Origin of the sequence: Paenibacillus sp. GCM10027627 (assembly GCF_042675505.1) — a bacterium.
Classification (GTDB): domain Bacteria; phylum Bacillota; class Bacilli; order Paenibacillales; family Paenibacillaceae; genus Pristimantibacillus.
Genome location: NZ_JBHTHB010000003.1, coordinates 423,514 through 439,112 on the forward strand (window position 1 = coordinate 423,514; position 15,599 = coordinate 439,112).

General features: G+C 48.7%; 18 protein-coding genes and 1 tRNA gene. 6 read left to right on the plus strand and 13 right to left on the minus strand.

Translation table 11 applies throughout. The features are described from left to right. The first annotated feature begins 71 nt into the window (after positions 1-71). Positions 72-1,118 carry a substrate-binding domain-containing protein gene (locus ACFQZE_RS13780; RefSeq protein WP_379358229.1) on the plus strand — a complete coding sequence of 349 codons (1,047 nt, stop codon included), beginning with the start codon at positions 72-74 and terminating at the stop codon, positions 1,116-1,118. A gap of 69 nt (positions 1,119-1,187) precedes the next feature. Beyond that, positions 1,188-1,261 (plus strand) — tRNA-Pro (locus tag ACFQZE_RS13785). Between the two features lie 106 nt (positions 1,262-1,367). Here the strand turns inward: ACFQZE_RS13785 and ACFQZE_RS13790 are convergent. The 3 genes from ACFQZE_RS13790 to ACFQZE_RS13800 all read right to left on the minus strand — a co-directional run bounded on the left by ACFQZE_RS13790 (position 1,368) and on the right by ACFQZE_RS13800 (position 4,060). Beyond that, positions 1,368-1,973, minus strand: coding sequence for a hypothetical protein (locus ACFQZE_RS13790; protein ID WP_379357840.1), 606 nt, complete (start codon positions 1,971-1,973; stop codon positions 1,368-1,370). A 14-nt stretch (positions 1,974-1,987) separates the two neighbouring features. Beyond that, the gene (locus ACFQZE_RS13795) at positions 1,988-2,968 is read right to left on the minus strand and encodes an NERD domain-containing protein (RefSeq protein ID WP_379357842.1); all 981 of its coding nucleotides are present in this window, start codon (positions 2,966-2,968) and stop codon (positions 1,988-1,990) included. Between the two features lie 411 nt (positions 2,969-3,379). Further along, complete coding sequence (locus ACFQZE_RS13800; protein ID WP_379357844.1) at positions 3,380-4,060, minus strand: protein kinase family protein; 681 nt, start codon at positions 4,058-4,060, stop codon at positions 3,380-3,382. 172 nt (positions 4,061-4,232) lie between these two features. Between ACFQZE_RS13800 and ACFQZE_RS13805 the strand changes: the two genes are divergently transcribed. Beyond that, positions 4,233-4,643 carry a YtxH domain-containing protein gene (locus tag ACFQZE_RS13805; RefSeq protein WP_379357846.1) on the plus strand — a complete coding sequence of 137 codons (411 nt, stop codon included), beginning with the start codon at positions 4,233-4,235 and terminating at the stop codon, positions 4,641-4,643. A 678-nt stretch (positions 4,644-5,321) separates the two neighbouring features. Here ACFQZE_RS13805 and ACFQZE_RS13810 read toward each other — a convergent pair. Genes ACFQZE_RS13810 through ACFQZE_RS13820 form a run of 3 tightly spaced genes read right to left on the minus strand, consistent with a single transcriptional unit; the run spans position 5,322 to position 7,026 of the window. Continuing rightward, positions 5,322-6,098 (minus strand): sigma-70 family RNA polymerase sigma factor, encoded by a 777-nt coding sequence (locus ACFQZE_RS13810; RefSeq protein ID WP_379357848.1) that lies wholly within the window; start codon positions 6,096-6,098, stop codon positions 5,322-5,324. Next, a complete protein-coding gene (locus tag ACFQZE_RS13815) occupies positions 6,095-6,541 on the minus strand; it encodes an ATP-binding protein (protein ID WP_379357850.1) in 447 nt (148 codons plus the stop codon). The genes ACFQZE_RS13810 and ACFQZE_RS13815 overlap by 4 nt, the downstream gene beginning before the upstream one ends. Positions 6,542-6,576: 35 nt before the next feature. Further along, positions 6,577-7,026: a DUF948 domain-containing protein gene (locus ACFQZE_RS13820; RefSeq protein WP_379357852.1), complete on the minus strand. Its 450-nt coding sequence runs from the start codon at positions 7,024-7,026 to the stop codon at positions 6,577-6,579. A gap of 187 nt (positions 7,027-7,213) precedes the next feature. Here ACFQZE_RS13820 and ACFQZE_RS13825 point away from each other — a divergent pair, with 187 nt between their 5' ends. After that, the gene (locus ACFQZE_RS13825) at positions 7,214-10,000 is read left to right on the plus strand and encodes a response regulator (protein WP_379357855.1); all 2,787 of its coding nucleotides are present in this window, start codon (positions 7,214-7,216) and stop codon (positions 9,998-10,000) included. Next, positions 9,997-10,905, plus strand: a complete 909-nt coding sequence (locus tag ACFQZE_RS13830; protein WP_379357857.1) for a CheR family methyltransferase — start codon at positions 9,997-9,999, stop codon at positions 10,903-10,905. Before ACFQZE_RS13825 ends, ACFQZE_RS13830 begins: the two co-directional genes overlap by 4 nt. A 56-nt stretch (positions 10,906-10,961) precedes the next feature. Here ACFQZE_RS13830 and ACFQZE_RS13835 read toward each other — a convergent pair whose 3' ends face one another. From ACFQZE_RS13835 to ACFQZE_RS13860, 6 genes are all read right to left on the minus strand, one after another. Further along, positions 10,962-11,381 carry an ATP-binding protein gene (locus tag ACFQZE_RS13835; RefSeq protein ID WP_379357859.1) on the minus strand — a complete coding sequence of 140 codons (420 nt, stop codon included), beginning with the start codon at positions 11,379-11,381 and terminating at the stop codon, positions 10,962-10,964. Then, positions 11,378-11,737, minus strand: a complete 360-nt coding sequence (locus ACFQZE_RS13840; RefSeq protein ID WP_379357862.1) for an STAS domain-containing protein — start codon at positions 11,735-11,737, stop codon at positions 11,378-11,380. The genes ACFQZE_RS13835 and ACFQZE_RS13840 overlap by 4 nt, the downstream gene beginning before the upstream one ends. Positions 11,738-11,791: 54 nt before the next feature. Then, positions 11,792-12,487 (minus strand): hypothetical protein, encoded by a 696-nt coding sequence (locus ACFQZE_RS13845; protein WP_379357864.1) that lies wholly within the window; start codon positions 12,485-12,487, stop codon positions 11,792-11,794. A 105-nt stretch (positions 12,488-12,592) separates the two neighbouring features. Continuing rightward, positions 12,593-13,735: a PP2C family protein-serine/threonine phosphatase gene (locus ACFQZE_RS13850; protein WP_379357866.1), complete on the minus strand. Its 1,143-nt coding sequence runs from the start codon at positions 13,733-13,735 to the stop codon at positions 12,593-12,595. A gap of 73 nt (positions 13,736-13,808) precedes the next feature. Beyond that, positions 13,809-14,240, minus strand: a complete 432-nt coding sequence (locus ACFQZE_RS13855) for a YflT domain-containing protein (protein WP_379357868.1) — start codon at positions 14,238-14,240, stop codon at positions 13,809-13,811. A 70-nt stretch (positions 14,241-14,310) separates the two neighbouring features. Continuing rightward, positions 14,311-14,472: a DUF1328 domain-containing protein gene (locus tag ACFQZE_RS13860; protein ID WP_379358231.1), complete on the minus strand. Its 162-nt coding sequence runs from the start codon at positions 14,470-14,472 to the stop codon at positions 14,311-14,313. A gap of 236 nt (positions 14,473-14,708) precedes the next feature. Between ACFQZE_RS13860 and ACFQZE_RS13865 the strand changes: the two genes are divergently transcribed. Beyond that, a complete protein-coding gene (locus ACFQZE_RS13865) occupies positions 14,709-14,876 on the plus strand; it encodes a hypothetical protein (RefSeq protein ID WP_379357870.1) in 168 nt (55 codons plus the stop codon). Positions 14,877-15,179: 303 nt separating this feature from the next. Here the strand turns inward: ACFQZE_RS13865 and ACFQZE_RS13870 are convergent, their stop codons facing one another. After that, the gene (locus tag ACFQZE_RS13870) at positions 15,180-15,419 is read right to left on the minus strand and encodes a hypothetical protein (protein ID WP_379357872.1); all 240 of its coding nucleotides are present in this window, start codon (positions 15,417-15,419) and stop codon (positions 15,180-15,182) included. Between the last annotated feature and the right edge of the window lie 180 nt (positions 15,420-15,599).

Below are 15,599 nucleotides of genomic sequence, written 5' to 3' on the forward strand. Positions count from 1 at the left end.
CTTTGCCTTACTTCGATATGCTACAATAGCATTAGTTTTATTTTGGATTATTGCTTTTTGGAGGGTATGTCATCTCAATGGATATTTCCTATACAGCGGAAGAAATCGCAAAGCTGCTCAAAATTTCAAAGCTAACGGTTTACGATTTAATAAAAAAGGGAGAGCTGCCATCCTACCGGGTAGGCAAGCAGATGAGGGTGGACGCTTCCGATTTGGAGGCTTACAAGCAGCGGCACAAAGCAGCGGCAGCAGCCGAGCGTCAGGCTCCGACTGTTTCTGCGGAGGCGGCGGTGTCCGCTCCAGCTTCTTTGACGCCCGGAGGGCAGGTTATGCCCGCTTCCGCTTCGGTTGCAGCGGCGTCTGTTGGGCATGCTGCATCTACGGCGCCACAGGGGCAGAATTTAAGAAGAAACGGAAGCATTGTCATCACGGGGCAGGATATGAGTCTCGATATTTTGGCCAGACATTTGGAGAGCAGGCTGCCCGGTGTCCGTTTCCTTCGTTCCTATGACGGCAGTCTCGACAGCTTGGTTGGCATGTATAGAGGCGAATCCGATATCGTCAGCACCCATCTGCTCGACGGAGACACGGGTGAATACAATCTTCCTTATATCCGCAAGCTGCTGATCGGCTCTTCGTATCTGGTCGTTCGTTTGCTGACTCGTTCGGCGGGACTTTACGTGCAGAAGGGCAATCCTTTGGGGCTCGCGGGATGGGCGGATTTGAACAAGCAGGGGCTTCGCCTCGCCAATCGGGAACGTGGAGCCGGAGCAAGAGTGCTGCTGGACGAGCAGCTCCGCCTTCACGGCATTCGCCGGGAAAGCTTGATCGGCTATGACGCAGAACATAGCAATCATTTGTCCGTGGCGGCCAAAGTCGCTTCGGGAGAAGCCGATATTGGGGTAGGCACAGCCCGAGCGGCGGCTATCGTTGAGCGGATCGATTATATCCCTCTTGTAGAGGAGCATTATGATCTGGTCGTGTTGAAAAAGCCGGAAAATGCCGCATGGATCGAAGCCATGCTGGATGTTTTAAAGTCGGACCAGTTTGCGCGGGAGCTAGGAGCTTTGTCGGGGTACGATCTCTCGTCTACGGGGCATATTTTATATGAATGTTAGCCGCATGGAAACTCTTTACAACCCCTGTTTCCCTCATTATAATAACGGTAAGTTGAAGCTTTTTAGCGTCGGGGTATGGCGCAGCCTGGTAGCGCGCACCCTTGGGGTGGGTGAGGTCGCACGTTCGAATCGTGTTACTCCGATAGTTTTACCAACAGACACGTTTTACCTAGAAAAGACCACTCCTTAAATGTATCGACTACATTTAAGGAGTGGTCTTTAATCAATGTTACAGGGTGTTTAACATCATCACGTTTCAACAACACTTAACTCCACATCGTACTTCCTGCCCTGTTTTATAAACTTTGCCAATAAACTCCCTTCTGTCTCAACAAAAATATACGCTCCTTTATGTGAGTGGTTAGAATTCCAACGATTCACACTAAACTTTTCAATTTCTGATCCGAAAATACCCCGTTTATAAATATCTAAAAACCCATCCGTTATTGTTTCTGATGAAGATTGGCATGCAAACTCTAAATTCGAATCCCAAAATGTGAAAAAAACACAATTTCTAATTATCCCCGTAACTTCACCATCATCATTTAATGTTGCATAAAAATAAAATCCTGCAATCTCTACTTGACTATTCCTTTTTACTAAAGCTGTCGGAGCCACATACGGACGTTCAAGGTATACATATTCGCCGTGCTGCTTACAAAATGTAATCGTTATTGATATTCCTACCGAACTTTCTGGAAATGCCCTCTGAGCCTCTTTAATACCTTCTTCGGTTAAAAAATCATCTTCCCCAAACCAAACGTAACCTTTCTCTAATGAATACTCTCTTATTCCACCTATGTCAGCTAAAAAAAATTCATCATTCGGAATCAAGTGCTCTCCAATATGAATCATTCTCCACTTCCCTATTATCCATTAAAGATATGTAGAATTTCATTCCCATACTTCTCAAACTTGCCCGGACCAAAGCCCTTTACATTTAACAGTTCTCCTTCTGTGCGTGGATACTTAGTTATCATTTCTTCCATCTCCGCGTTGTTGAAAATGAAATACGCCTTAATGTTTTCCGCTCTTGAAGTTTGAAGTCTGTAAGCCGTCAGTTCCTCACGCAGCTGCTGTTCACCTTTCCGCTGGTATTCTTCGTTTGAAAGCTGATACTTGGCTTCCATATCTATTTCTAAAGGACTATCTAATTTGACAAGCAACTCCGCAATTTCAAACATTTCTTTCTCAGCAAGATCATACAAATTAGCCTTATCATTCTGGTACTTCTCAAGAGTAGCCTTGATCTGGTCAAACTTAATGAGCATTCTCTCAATTGCCGCCGGACATTTGTATTTTTTGATTATTGTCTTGGCATTTGCCATTACAACAAGAGAAATGATAGGCATATTATTAATATTCAACTCTTTTGAAAGTACGTGCTTAAGCACATCGACATGTCGGTTATTCTGTGTAATTGGACTGTAGATGCCTTCCTTAAACTCTTTTCCGTATCTATTTTTCATAATTCGTACAAAATTTCCGTCTTGATCGATTGAAATATTCCCGCTCAATTTCTTCGTTTCCAGAATGCAAGTGAATTTATTGGAAATCACAACAAAATCCAATTGCGCGACATAACCTTCATATTCCAGCCTTACGTCATGTAAACATATTATCGGTAGGAACGAATTCTTTAGTTCGAAATAAACATTATTCTCTCCATCTATCCCATACTTGAGAAACTTTATATCTCTTTCAATGTTATCCTTCTTTTCACTGTCAACGATCCTCTCAAGAAGTTCATTGAGGGAAGACAGTTGATTATTAACTTTAGAAAAGTCCTTTATAAAAACTGGGCTTTGAATAGTTCGCTTTTGACCGAATAGCTTATTGAATATAGACATATATAAATCCCCTTAAATATTGATAGTGGATAGTTCAATTTACACTGTTCAATAGTAATATTATACCATATGCTCCCATAAGAAAACTCCCTTCTGTGTGGCCGTTACAAAAGTGTAAGACTGTAAGCTGATGTCGGAACTCTTGCGGCATCAGCTTATTTAGAGCTAACTAGACTCGATCTTCATTGTAGAATCGAATATATTCGTATCTATGACCTCTTTAATCGAACGGATATTATAAGGGGAGAGTGTTTCTATCTTTAAGTGAGAAAAGAAACTCTTCGTGTTGGCATTGTTTCATGAAAAATGCACCCCCAAAATTTCATCGGTTTAACCCATAAGGTTCCAATGTCTATTCTAAGGGGTGCATTTCACAGCGGAATGGTTACTTCTCATATGCAGACCATCTCTTTACTTCATAAACTTCGAAAACAAGCCGCTAATTCGCTGAGCGTACTCCTCTACGTTAAGATTGGCCTGATCTAGCTTCCGATACCCGCTTTTAATGAAGTCAAGCAGCCAGGAAGGGATTCTTTTGCCCTCGAGACTAGGATAAAACATATCGTACGCCCACATGAGATGCTCCCACCTGCGGTCGTCCCCTTCCAGCGCATATTCGGAGACGTCCAGAACTTTACCTCGTCCGTTTTGGACAATGACATTTTTTAAATGAATGTCGCGCGGGTTAAGCCCTCTATCTCTAGCCATCCTCCGTGCTTCCTCCACATCGACAATGACCTGCCGCGGCACCGGAATTCCTTGAAGCAGACAATCCAGAAGCGTAGGACCCGGCTCATAGCTAATGACCAAATAGTTTCTGCCTTCGCCATAGCAGACCGGAAAATAGGGAATACCCTCAAGTCTGCGGTATACTTCCCTCTCTCTTTCAATTTTATGAAGCGCTCGCTCCGTATATATTTTATAAGCATACTCAGGTGCCGGATCGTATACGAAAACAGCCGCGTCCGTTCCCAGCCCCACACAATGCAAGCCTTCCGCATAGCCGAACAAGCTGACCTCTTCATTTTCCTCGTTGCCCTCTACCTTAATGCGCTCAATGGCGCCTTCTGCTATTTTCCAATTCGATGTCATGCCGGCCCCTCTCCTCTCTCTTTCATATCTATATATACGCCGAAGAAGCCGAAAGTAATCATGGTTGTCCAACAAATTTGCTCTAATCGGTTTAAAAGAAACGCAAAACGTTTAATAGCTTTCTAAGAGGCGCACAGCCTTTATGATTTCAATAGCCAAAGGAGAGATAGCTATGCCAAAAGAACATTCAGCTACAGGAGTTGTCGTCGGAGCTTTAGTGGGAGGAGCCGTCGGGGCAATTGCAGCCCTGCTTCTTGCGCCCAAGTCGGGACAGCAGCTTAGAGCCGATATTGGAAGGCAGCTTCATGTCCTCGGCGACAATGCCAAAACTTTTGCAACAAACGTATGCTCCCAAACCAAACAAGTGGTCGGCAGCGTTGGCACGCATACAAAAGAATGGGCGGAAAGCGTGTCCGAACATACAAAGGACAGCACGCAAGCAGCCGTCGAAGGGATTAAGGCCGATGTCAATTCTATGGCACCAACGGAACAAGACATGGTCAAGCTGGGCAAAGAAATGGAGGCCATGCCTACCGCTCCGGAGGTCAAAGGAAAAGGCCAGGTTCCTGATCCAGCTCAATAAAAGCAATATTGAAGGGCTTCTTCCATAGCCGTCAGGCCATTGGAGCGGCCCTTCTTTTGCGTCGGCTAAGGAAGGACTTGCGCTTAAATCCCTCTTCTATGCAAATTGCATCGGAATTGCGAACCATACCACTACTATCCACGCCACCCGCTCTCTGGAAGTAGAAAAAGAGACGGGGGACGTCTCTTCGAGTTTTTACACAAACCACTAAATCAGTGGAAACGCCGCTTTCGGGCATTTAGTTGTTTCACAAACCACAAATATGGCGGAAACGCCCCCTTAGGAGCTTTTAGTTGTTCCACAAACCACTAACCCGGGGGAAACGTCCCTTTCGGAGCTTTTAGTTGTGCCACAAACCACTAATTCAGCGGAAACGCCCCATTCGGGGCATTTAGTTGTGCTACAAACCACTAATCTGGCGGAAGCTCCCCTTTCGGCACTTTTAGTTGTTTCACAAACCACTAATTCAGCGCAAACGCCCCTTTCGGAGCTTTTAGTTGTGCCACAAACCACTAATCCAGCGGAACGCCCCATTCGGGGCATTAAGTTGTGCCACGAACCACTAAATTCGGCCGCTCCGGCCAATACAGCCGAAAAGCCGCAGCCGGGGCTTACGGCAGCCCGAGCCTACGGCAATCGCGCCCACTGCAACCGTCGCCTACGGCAAACTTCAAGCCGCTACCCGTCCCGCTCTCCTTCGGCTAGCAGCGCTTTCAGCTTTTCGATGGCTCGGCGCTGGATGCGGGAGACGCTCATCTGCGAAATGCCCAGCCGCTCCGCCACATCCCTCTGCGGGAGCCCAATCGTATAAACCAAATCGAGCACCGTCCGCTCCTGCTCCTTCAGTTGGCCGAACGCGTCCCGCAAATCCATACGCCCCTCAAGCGAATGCAGCTCGCTCTCTTCGGCGGCAATCATATCGCCAACGGTCGCGGCGCTCTCTCCTTCCGCCGACAGCGGCGTGTCGAGGGATACGTATTGATACATCTCTCTCGAAGTCAGCACTTCTATCGTCTCTTCTACGGAAAGCTCCAGACGCTCCGCAATGTCCTCCACTTTGGGAGATCGGCCAAGCCGCACGGTCAACTCGTCTATTGTCTTTTGAACAAGGAGCCCTTTCTCCTTGATCCGCCTTGGCACTTGAATGTACCAGGACTTGTCCCGCAAAAAGTTTTTGAGATGGCCGACCACGCTTTTCATCGCATATCCTTCGAACGGGATTCCTTTATCGGCATCGAATTGCTTGAACAGCCTAAGCATCGACATCTGACCGGTCTGGAACAGATCCTCATAGAGGTCGGGCCTGCTTCTCGACATCTTTGCGGCGGCCATTCGAACGATAGGCTCATAATGCAGAAGAAGCGCCGTTGCGCTGTCGTTGCATTGCTCCATTCTGTACTTCTCCATAAGCTCCGCCGTCTGCTGCGGATTTAATTGCGAGGGATTCGCACTCATACCATTTCCTCGTTTCTGCTCATGCGCTTGATGAGTACGACCTCCGTGCCGTTTTCGGTCCGCACGAGGACGTCATCCATTAAAGCCTGCATCATAAAAATGCCAAGCCCTCCGACGGCAAGCTCAGACAATGGCGTCTCCCCCATAACCGGCAATGGCCCCCGAGCCTCTTCCTTATGCTCAAAGCTGCTTCCAAAATCTTTGACGGAAATATGCAGTTCCCTTTGATCCCACAAAAAGGACAATTGAACCACTCCTTCCGCAAATCCTCTATACGCGTGCAAAATAGCGTTTGTACAGGCTTCGGTAACCGCTACTTTCATATCCTCAATTTCCTCAAAAGAAAAACCGGCCTTGCTCGCAACGGCGTACAAAGCGGCCCTTACAATGTCCAGATGGTCCGATCTTGCCGGAATCGTTAAAACGACGGGTGTATGGCTCATCTTCCACGTTCCTTCCCTTCACTTAAAATTATAGCTTAATTTTGCTTCAATCGGTTCCATATCCGAATTGAAGAGGCAATGCCATCGGCAATGGCGCCAGCTACCCCCGCTCCGGGGACTCCCGCCTCTTCCTTGCGGGCAGCTTGCAAGCTGCCGCTTTTGATACGGGCCGCAGCTCCTGCCGCAGCCTGCCTAACCGATTGTGTAAGCGTGTGGGCGGCGCTCCCGATTTCTTTGACCGTATGGAACAGAGTATCGAGTTCTTTCATTTTTTTCTGTGCGTCCAAAGCGATATCATTCGTATTTTGCACGACCCTCCGCGCCTCCGAGGTCATCTCCCTCATCTCCGACCTTAGCTCGGACATCGTCCGTTTCGCGTCCTCGATTGCGGTACCCATCAGCTTAAGCATTTTGAACAGTTTATAAAATAGAACAATAATCGCCAACGTCACGGCAACGATGCATATGCCAATCAACCATTCCATTGCGCTGCTCCCTCCTTCGCGAATCTCTTAAATCGGTATTACCCCAGGCCTTAAGCTTTGAAACAGGGAGCCCGCCCGCCGCATACCTTCCCCTATCTCCGAGCGATATGAACAGGCTCATGTTATACTAGAGGAAGGGATCATAGACAGACACATAAATAGTTTCATAGAAAGGAAGGAAGGAACCATGCCTGCACTGCGCAACTTCAGCATCCGGTTCAAGATCGCACTTGGCTATCTTCTTATTCTTTGCAGTCTTGGGGCGGCCGTCGTCATCGTGTCCGAGCGAATCGGAACGCTGCAAAATGAAATTGAAAATATTACCTCCAAAGATTTGAAAATTATGACCTACATCACCTCCATCCGCTATAACGTCATGAGCATGGAATCAAGCCAGCGAGGTTATGTCATAACAGGGAACGAGTCCTACTTGGAACCATACGCCTTAGGAAAGTCGGAATGGAGGAGCAACTATGACAACTTGTTTGGAATACTAGCCGCCGATGCTTCCATGCACCAAGATTTAGCAACGATTAAGGAAACGATCGAGCATTGGATTGAAACGGCCGGCGAGCCGACTATTGAAATGAAAAAGCTGAATAAAACGGATGAATTAATCGACTTTTTCGGTCGGGATTCAGGGAAAGCGGATATCGACCAGCTCAGGGCGACGTTAGAGTCGCTAAGAGTTAAACATTTGAATGCCAGCACCGCTTATATTGAAGAGCTCGACAAACGCAACCAATGGCTGCTGGTAGGACTGATCGGATTGCTTGTGGCTGTCGCCATCTTTTCTTTTTTCATTGTCGCTTTTGTTTCCAATGCCATCGTCAGGACGATCCGTCAAGTTTCCGAAACGATCAGCGAAATTGCCGATTCCAAAGGGGATTTGACCAAACGGATTCAGGTGCAGTCCCGCGACGAAATTAAAGAGCTGGCGGATGCGACCAACGTTCTTCTGGAAAGCTTGGAGTCGCAATCCTGGGTGCAAAAAAATGTAGCGGAAGTCGCCACGATGAATCAAGGCATCAACAGCCTGGCGAAGCTGTCCTCTATGTTTCTGAGCAGAGTTGCCCCTATGATTGGCGCATCCTACGGAGCTTTCTATTACCGGGCGGGTACGGGAGACAAGCTGCGGCTAAATAAGCTGGCCGCCTATGCAGCTATGGAAGGCGTGAATGCAAAGGACAGCTTCCGCTTCGGGGAAGGACTTGTCGGCCAATGTGCAATGGACAAGCGTCCTTTTTTGCTCAATCAGCCGGAAGACTATAAAGGAAATATTACATCCGGCTTTGCCGAGATGAAGCCCCTCAGCGTGCTGATCGTGCCCGTTGAGTTTGAGGGGAAGGTCGTCGCGGTTATGGAATTTGCGTCAATGGAGCCTTTTACAACGCAGCATCTTAAGCTGCTCGAAGCTATCGAAGAATATTTCGGCGTCACGCTCGACAATACGGCAGGCCGCATGGAAGTGGAGCGGCTGCTTGGCGAATCTCAGGCGCTTACAGAAGAGCTGCAAGCCCAAACGGAGGAATTGCAGGCTCAGTCCGAGGAGCTTCAAATGCAGCAGGAAGAGATGCGCATGACGACAGAGCATCTGGAAGAACAAAATCTGTTCGCCGAGCAGAAAACAAAAGAGCTTGAGCAAGCCAAAGCGGAGCTGGAAGACTATGCCGAGAAGCTGAAGGAAAGCGCGGAGTACAAAACGAACTTTCTTGCCAATATGTCGCATGAGCTTCGAACGCCGCTGAACAGCATTTTGATCCTGTCGCAAATGCTCTACGAAAACGAAAACAAATCGCTCTCCGAGGATGAAGAAAGCTACGCACGCGTCATTCATTCCTCCGGCAAAGATTTGCTGACGCTTATAGACGATATTTTGGACCTGTCTAAAATCGAAGCGGGCAAAATCGAAATCGTCATCGACGAGCTTAGCGTTTCGGAAATTCCGGAAATTTTGGCGCTCGTCTTTAACCCTGTGGCGGACAAAAAAGGCGTTCCGTTTCTGGTGGAAATTCAGCCGGAACTGCGCCCGATTTTAAAAACCGATGGACAGCGGCTCCAGCAAATTTTAAAAAATCTGCTTTCCAATGCTTTCAAATTTACGGACAGCGGAACCGTCACGCTCAAGCTGCATAAAGCGGACCCTGCGGTCATTGCGAAGCGGCTGCCGAATGCTGATCCGGCGGGTATGCTGGCCTTCTCCGTCATTGATACAGGCATCGGCATTCCGAAGGACAAGCAGGAGCTCATTTTTGAGGCGTTCCAGCAGGTGGACGGCAAAACAAACCGCGTCTACGGCGGAACGGGACTCGGCCTTTCGATTTGCAGCGAGTTCGCTCAGCTTCTTGGCGGATGCATCGTCGTCGACAGCGAGCTGCACAAGGGCAGCACCTTTACGCTGTATGTGCCGCTGGAGCTTCAAGAAGCGCAGCGCGAGATAAGTCAGGCTACCCTGGAAGCTGCCGTTGCGGCGCAGATGGACAAAGCCGCTTACAGCAACGAGTCAATTAGCGAAGAAGTGCCTCCCGCTCCAACGTCTTTCGCTGCACTAGAGGTTGCGGCAGCTATAAGCGAAGAAACCATGCTGCGCGGCAAAAAGGTGCTGCTTGTTGAAGACGACGCGCGCAACGTGTTCGCTGTGGTCAATGCTTTGGAGTCCAAAGGCCTTCATGTGACGGTAGCGCATAACGGCCAGCAATGTTTGGAGATCGTTCATACGGAAACCGACTTTGACCTCGTGCTGATGGACATTATGATGCCGATTATGGACGGCTTCGAAACGACTCGCGCGCTCAGACAGCACCCGATGATGAAGGACAAGCCGATTATCGCCCTCACGGCCAAAGCGATGAAAAGCGATCAAGAGAGCTGCCTCGCGGCCGGAGCATCGGATTACATCAGCAAGCCGATTCAAATGGAACAGCTTTTCTCCCTGATGAGGGTGTGGCTCACTAAGCAGGTGGATCATTCATGAGCGAAGATTGGATAACGAACGACGGGAGCCCTTTGACGGATCCCATTGACGGAACCGAAAGGCTTGGGGAAACGGAAGAGCTTGAAATCGATTTGCTGTTGGAGGCGATCTTCCGGGTAAGAGGATACGATTTCCGAAACTACCTGCGCTCTTCCCTGCGCCGGCGCATCCGCAACCGGATTGTGCAGGATAAGCTGCCCACGATAACGGCGCTGTTGGAAAAAGTTTTGCATGAGGAAGGCTATATGGATAGGCTGCTTGAAGATTTTTCGATAAAAGTGACGGAAATGTTTAGGGACCCCGATTTTTTCCTTGCCTTCCGTGAAAAAGTGGTTCCCGAGCTGCGAAAGCATTCTGAAATTCGGATTTGGCATGCGGGCTGCGCTACGGGAGAAGAGGTTTATTCTATGGCCATTTTGCTGCAGGAGGTTGATTTGCTGGACCGATCCATCCTGTATGCCACCGATATGAGCCAAGAAGCGATTGAGCAAGCCAAAGAGGGCCGATTCCCGCTTAAACGGATGCAAGCTTATACGCGCAATTATTTGCAAGCGGGCGGCACGCGCGAGTTTTCGGCTTATTATTCTACAGATCATACGCATGCCTATTTTCATCCCGATATGAAGCTCCGTATGATGTTTGCGCAGCACAATTTGGCGACGGACGGTTCTTTCAACGAGTTTCACGTCATTCTGTGCCGCAACGTGCTGATCTACTTCAGTGCGGAGCTGCAAAGCCGGGTTCACGGCATCTTGCTGGACAGTCTTCCGCAAGGGGGAATCCTTGCACTCGGAAGCAAGGAATCGCTGCTGTCAGACCATAAAGCGAGACTAGAGGATTATTGTGCGGAAGAGCGGATTTTTCGCAAAATGGCGCAAGGCCCCGACTTTGACCCTTTTGCCTAACATGCAAAAAAGACAGCGAATCGCATTCGCTGTCTTTTTATTTTGAGGAAATGCCGCTAGCTGCGGTATTTAGTCAGGCGTACTTCTGTCTTCCCTTCGCCGGAACTCATTTCCACTTTGTCCATTAGCGCCTCCATTAAATAGAGGCCGAGGCCGCCGACGCGCAGCTCCGACCGATCCCCGCCCTCGATAGCAGCCGCGGAGTCTCTGGCCGCTTCATGGTCGAAAGACGCCCCATAATTAACGACGCTAACGGTCAGCGCCGATTCGGACGGCTCGAAAGCAATATCGATCACGTCCGCCCCGCTCTCCATTCTATGAAGAACGGCGTTGCTGCAAGCTTCCGAAGCCGCTACTTTCAAATCTTCGATTTCCTCAAACGAAAAGCCAAGCTTGGTCGCCACGCCAAGCAAACAGATTCTTACTACATCGATATAATCCGCATCTGCGGGAATTTGTAAATGGATCGTCTTCATGCCTCGGACCCGGCACCTTCATTCAAATAGCCGGACAGGCCTGTCAGGTCGAACAACCGACGAACGGACGCCGGAATATGACGCACATAGAAGGGGGCGTTTAAGCTGTCTCTCGTTTTGATAATCGATACAATAATGCCGATCCCCGTGCTGTCAATGTAAGAAAGACCGGCCAGATCAAGCACTAGCGCAAGATCGGCGCGTCTGAGTACAGGCTCCAGCGCGCTTTGCAGCTGCGGCACGACCGAAAGATCGAGCTCGCCGCTCAGCTTCAACGTATGCTCGTCGTCCTTTTCCAAATGTTCTATGCCAAAAGGTTCAATCTTCCTCATCACAGTCACTCCGCTCCCCATCATTTCTATCCATCCTATCAATAGATTTTGAATAAAACAAGATTTCTACTTCCTCTATTAAGCCGTTGCCATATGAAAATAACTAACATAAACAGGGTTGCCCGCCTCATCCAAAAACAGCTTGAGCACCGCTTCTCCTCGCTGAAACACAATGCCGTCGTCTGCTATAAAGTCTGGCTCCCCAAGCCGCTCTTTCAGCGCCTTTTCCGTCATCGGCAGGGACACGCCGTCAATAATCAGCCTTTTGGCTAGCGGAATATCGACATATTGCAGTTGCTCTTCCAAAAAGCTGATTTGGAAAGAAGAGTAGCGATAGATGCTCATCTCCGTCCAAATGGGGTCTTGTTCAATGGAATCCGGCTTGCCGAAACGCTCTATGACGCTCTCAGGCGTATCGTACAAGGTGATGCCTTCGACACTATCCAGCGTTAACGGCGCAACCTCGCTAGCTCCAGCAGTCTCCGCCTTATGCTCCGGCTCGCCTGGAGCCTCTACTTGTTGAAGCCCGGCTTCATCGGGAACTGCTGCGGTTTCATGCTCAACTATGACGACTTCCGGCTCCAGAACAGCGGCCTCCCGCTCCCATCCCGGCTGCACGATGGCTTCCTCCTGCTGTAGCACGGCTCTTTCGACGACCGCCCTCTGCTTGTCCGCATTCGGCAGCTCGGTTAACCCGGGCGTCTGCCTCCCGTCTGCCATATGGAGATTAAGCGCGCCGCTCAGCAGCATTGCGATGATGAGAATAAGCTTCATACGAACACCCTCCTGCCTAGTGTAAGCTATCAAGGTTCCTATGATCATGTATAAACCATTCTGTATCTTTTGAAACATTTCTTTTGCTTAGAAAATGTTCTTTTTTTACTTCAAGGCAATCCGAACGAGACAGATATCGTCTCGCTGCTGAAATTGTTCTTCCGGCGCCAGCAATCGGTTCACAATGTCCGTAGCGGACGATGTGCCTTGCGTTCCTCTGACGGCATCCGCAATCCGCCCATGCTTCTCCTCGTCATCTCCGTTTGCCATGGAATCAAGCAATCCGTCGGTATATAGGGCAATCGATGTGCCGGGTTCATATGGGAGAATGCCTTTGCTCACTTTAATCTGGTTAAACAGGCCGATGGCCGGTCCGCTGCGCACCAGCTCCGCCGTATGCTGCTTGGAGATGACAATGCCCGGCGGATGGCCTGCATTGACATACTCAATCGTCCGGCTCTCCGTATCAATCAACACAAAAATAGCCGTAAAATAATAATTAATAAGCTCATTCGGACGGTACAGCTGGCCCATATACCGGTTTAGCTCCCGAATGACTTCCTCCGGATCGGTAATTCGCATAATCATGTCTTTTAGAACAGAAGAGATGAACATGCAGACAAGCGAAGAAGAAATGCCATGGCCCATCATATCGAGCAAAATAACGCCATAACGGTTGCGGTCGATGCGAAACCATGCATAATAGTCGCCTGCCAGCTCGAAGGACGGACGGTATTCCGCCTCAATGGAAATACGTTCGTTTTCGATCGGCTGGCTAAGCACGCTTCGCTGAACTTGCTTGGCCAACTCCAGCTCGTACCGAATCCGCTTGTCTCTCTCTTTGTGCCAGTCCTTCTCATATTTGAGCCTGAGAGCGGATCGAATACGAGCCAGCAATTCCAGCTTGTTAATGGGCTTCATGACATAATCGGTGGCGCCGGCATCGAGCGCTTCCGCAAGCTTCATAGAATCCCCTACCGCCGTTACAAAAATAATAGGAACATCGCGGTATCTGTTTTCCGCCAAAATGCGCCTGCACGCTTCCAAACCGTCGATGCCCGGCATCATCATATCCAACAAAATTAAATCAACCGGCTCTTCCCCGCGGCATTCGGAGTCGAGATGCAATATATCGTAAAGCTCGCGGGCCGATGAGGCGATCCGCAAGTCGGCATATCCTTCCTTGCTCAGTATCGTCTTTATAATCATCTGGTTCGTCACATTATCGTCTACGATTATAATACTCACCGAATGGCCCTCCTATGACTTGTTGCTAGAGTCTATAGCAATAGCCTACCCTTGCGGGCAGGCTATTTCAACCTTATTTGTACGGAGGCTGATTATTCGTATGATAATACATGTATGGGTGATAGTAGATATCTCTATCAAAATCCTCGTCCCCGTATTCGCGTCCTCCCCAAGCAATAACAACGATGGCGTCGCGATCCATCTCTTCCTCAAGGCGCTCCGCCTCGGTTTTTGAAATGCCTAGCGACCTCATCTTCGCCCTCAGCTCGTCGCCGGTTGAACGGAACAAGTTCGCAATCGTGGTGCCGAGCCCTTGCTCAAACACGCCGATTTCTTCCGCATCGGTTCGCTCGGCGAGCCGCTTCGTCCTTGTTTTATCATGGGTTAATACGAAAATTCGATCCTCTAAATACCCTTCGTCTCTAAACTGCCTGAACTGGCGCTGCACTTCCTCTGCCGTTCTTACCGTATGCACTTTGGTCACTTCCGTATTGATGTTTGTCATAAATATTCCCTCCCGTTATTTTGGTTCGTTAGATCCTCAAACCAACATTCATCTGCCTAAATGACTCGGATCACACTTTTTTCCTTCCCAATATGAGAGAAGCCAAAAACAAGATGATAAAAATAACGAACAACACTTTGGCTATTCCCGCCATAGCAGAAGCAATGCCCATGAATCCGAATACTCCCGCCACGATAGCGAGCAGGAAGAACATAAACGCCCATCCTAGCATAGGACTCACCACCTTTCTCCTGTCCAACGGCCTCGCCGTCTTGCTACTACTTAACCGTCTTGCTTCTGGATGAAACAGGCAGGACAAAAGAAGATGCCTTCTTCATAAAGAGCTTTCTTTTATTAAGAGCTTCTATAAGAGCGTCTATTGCAGCAAATAAGGTACAGATTAAAGAGATTCAAAGCGGAACCGCAAGGGTAATAGAGGATACCTACAATTGGAAGGAGAGGAATACAATGAACAGCAATTCCCCTAACCGCAATATTGAAATTGAAGAACGCCATGTGCAGAAAAAATCGGACTCCAGCCAAGTGCTATCTACTCTAATCAAATACACCGCATATCTCGTCATCTTTTTCGGTGCTTTATATTTCCTAGTACGATATGTGTTCCCTATTTTCTAAAAAGGGGACGGCAACAGGAGGAGCTTTTTCCGGCAGTGCCGGGGAAGCTTCTTTTTTTGTGCGGGTTGGTGGTTAGTGCAGGTTGATGTGGATTGGTGCAGGCTAGTGTGTGCTGAGCGAGGGACGCTGTTCATATCATTAACAACTTAGTATTGTTTCAAAGGAAGGTATAAGGGATTTAGACTCTACGATCACTACACGAGAGAGCAAGCCATCGTTGCGAAATGAAATTAACAACGTCAAAACCTCCCTCCCCGCTTGCCGCGGAGAGGGAGGTTTTTTTATCTATGTGCAACCACCTTTTTATTGTGCAACCGCGTCATCCGACGTTTCTGGAACGAGGCTCTCCTCGGTTGTCTCAGGCACCATCGCATCCTCAGCCGGTGCTGAAGGCTCCGACGTTACGGCAGGCGAATTGTTGCCATTGGTGGCACCGTTCGTTCCATTGTTGCAAGCTGCCGCGCTGAATATCATAGCCGCACATAAGGTGGCCGTCAACAATACCTTAGTCGTTTTTTGTCTATTCTTCATTAGCTTCATCATCGATTGTTCCTCCTGAACATTTTGGTTTTTAAAAGGCTTGGCAGGATCGTCTCCTATCCCTTCTTAACCCCCTCTTACCTTCATGAAACAGACCGATAAATGAGAAATTGCTCAGAATGTGACAGTGCCTTGCTCTCTTTGAGCAATGCGATTCAAGAGTAATCTATAATAATAATTTTA

What these genes read in the sequence shown, in the direction of transcription:
- ACFQZE_RS13840 (WP_379357862.1), bottom strand. Translation starts at nt 11,737, where the DNA reads ATGATGGGGAGCGGAGTGACTGTGATGAGGAAGATTGAACCTTTTGGC.
- ACFQZE_RS13795 (WP_379357842.1), bottom strand. Translation starts at nt 2,968, where the DNA reads ATGTCTATATTCAATAAGCTATTCGGTCAAAAGCGAACTATTCAAAGC.
- ACFQZE_RS13855 (WP_379357868.1), bottom strand. Translation starts at nt 14,240, where the DNA reads ATGACAAACATCAATACGGAAGTGACCAAAGTGCATACGGTAAGAACG.
- ACFQZE_RS13820 (WP_379357852.1), bottom strand. Translation starts at nt 7,026, where the DNA reads ATGGAATGGTTGATTGGCATATGCATCGTTGCCGTGACGTTGGCGATT.
- ACFQZE_RS13845 (WP_379357864.1), bottom strand. Translation starts at nt 12,487, where the DNA reads ATGAAGCTTATTCTCATCATCGCAATGCTGCTGAGCGGCGCGCTTAAT.
- ACFQZE_RS13815 (WP_379357850.1), bottom strand. Translation starts at nt 6,541, where the DNA reads ATGAGCCATACACCCGTCGTTTTAACGATTCCGGCAAGATCGGACCAT.
- ACFQZE_RS13865 (WP_379357870.1), top strand. Translation starts at nt 14,709, where the DNA reads ATGAACAGCAATTCCCCTAACCGCAATATTGAAATTGAAGAACGCCAT.
- ACFQZE_RS13810 (WP_379357848.1), bottom strand. Translation starts at nt 6,098, where the DNA reads ATGAGTGCGAATCCCTCGCAATTAAATCCGCAGCAGACGGCGGAGCTT.
- ACFQZE_RS13835 (WP_379357859.1), bottom strand. Translation starts at nt 11,381, where the DNA reads ATGAAGACGATCCATTTACAAATTCCCGCAGATGCGGATTATATCGAT.
- ACFQZE_RS13805 (WP_379357846.1), top strand. Translation starts at nt 4,233, where the DNA reads ATGCCAAAAGAACATTCAGCTACAGGAGTTGTCGTCGGAGCTTTAGTG.
- ACFQZE_RS13860 (WP_379358231.1), bottom strand. Translation starts at nt 14,472, where the DNA reads ATGCTAGGATGGGCGTTTATGTTCTTCCTGCTCGCTATCGTGGCGGGA.
- ACFQZE_RS13800 (WP_379357844.1), bottom strand. Translation starts at nt 4,060, where the DNA reads ATGACATCGAATTGGAAAATAGCAGAAGGCGCCATTGAGCGCATTAAG.
- ACFQZE_RS13825 (WP_379357855.1), top strand. Translation starts at nt 7,214, where the DNA reads ATGCCTGCACTGCGCAACTTCAGCATCCGGTTCAAGATCGCACTTGGC.
- ACFQZE_RS13870 (WP_379357872.1), bottom strand. Translation starts at nt 15,419, where the DNA reads ATGATGAAGCTAATGAAGAATAGACAAAAAACGACTAAGGTATTGTTG.
- ACFQZE_RS13790 (WP_379357840.1), bottom strand. Translation starts at nt 1,973, where the DNA reads ATGATTCATATTGGAGAGCACTTGATTCCGAATGATGAATTTTTTTTA.
- ACFQZE_RS13830 (WP_379357857.1), top strand. Translation starts at nt 9,997, where the DNA reads ATGAGCGAAGATTGGATAACGAACGACGGGAGCCCTTTGACGGATCCC.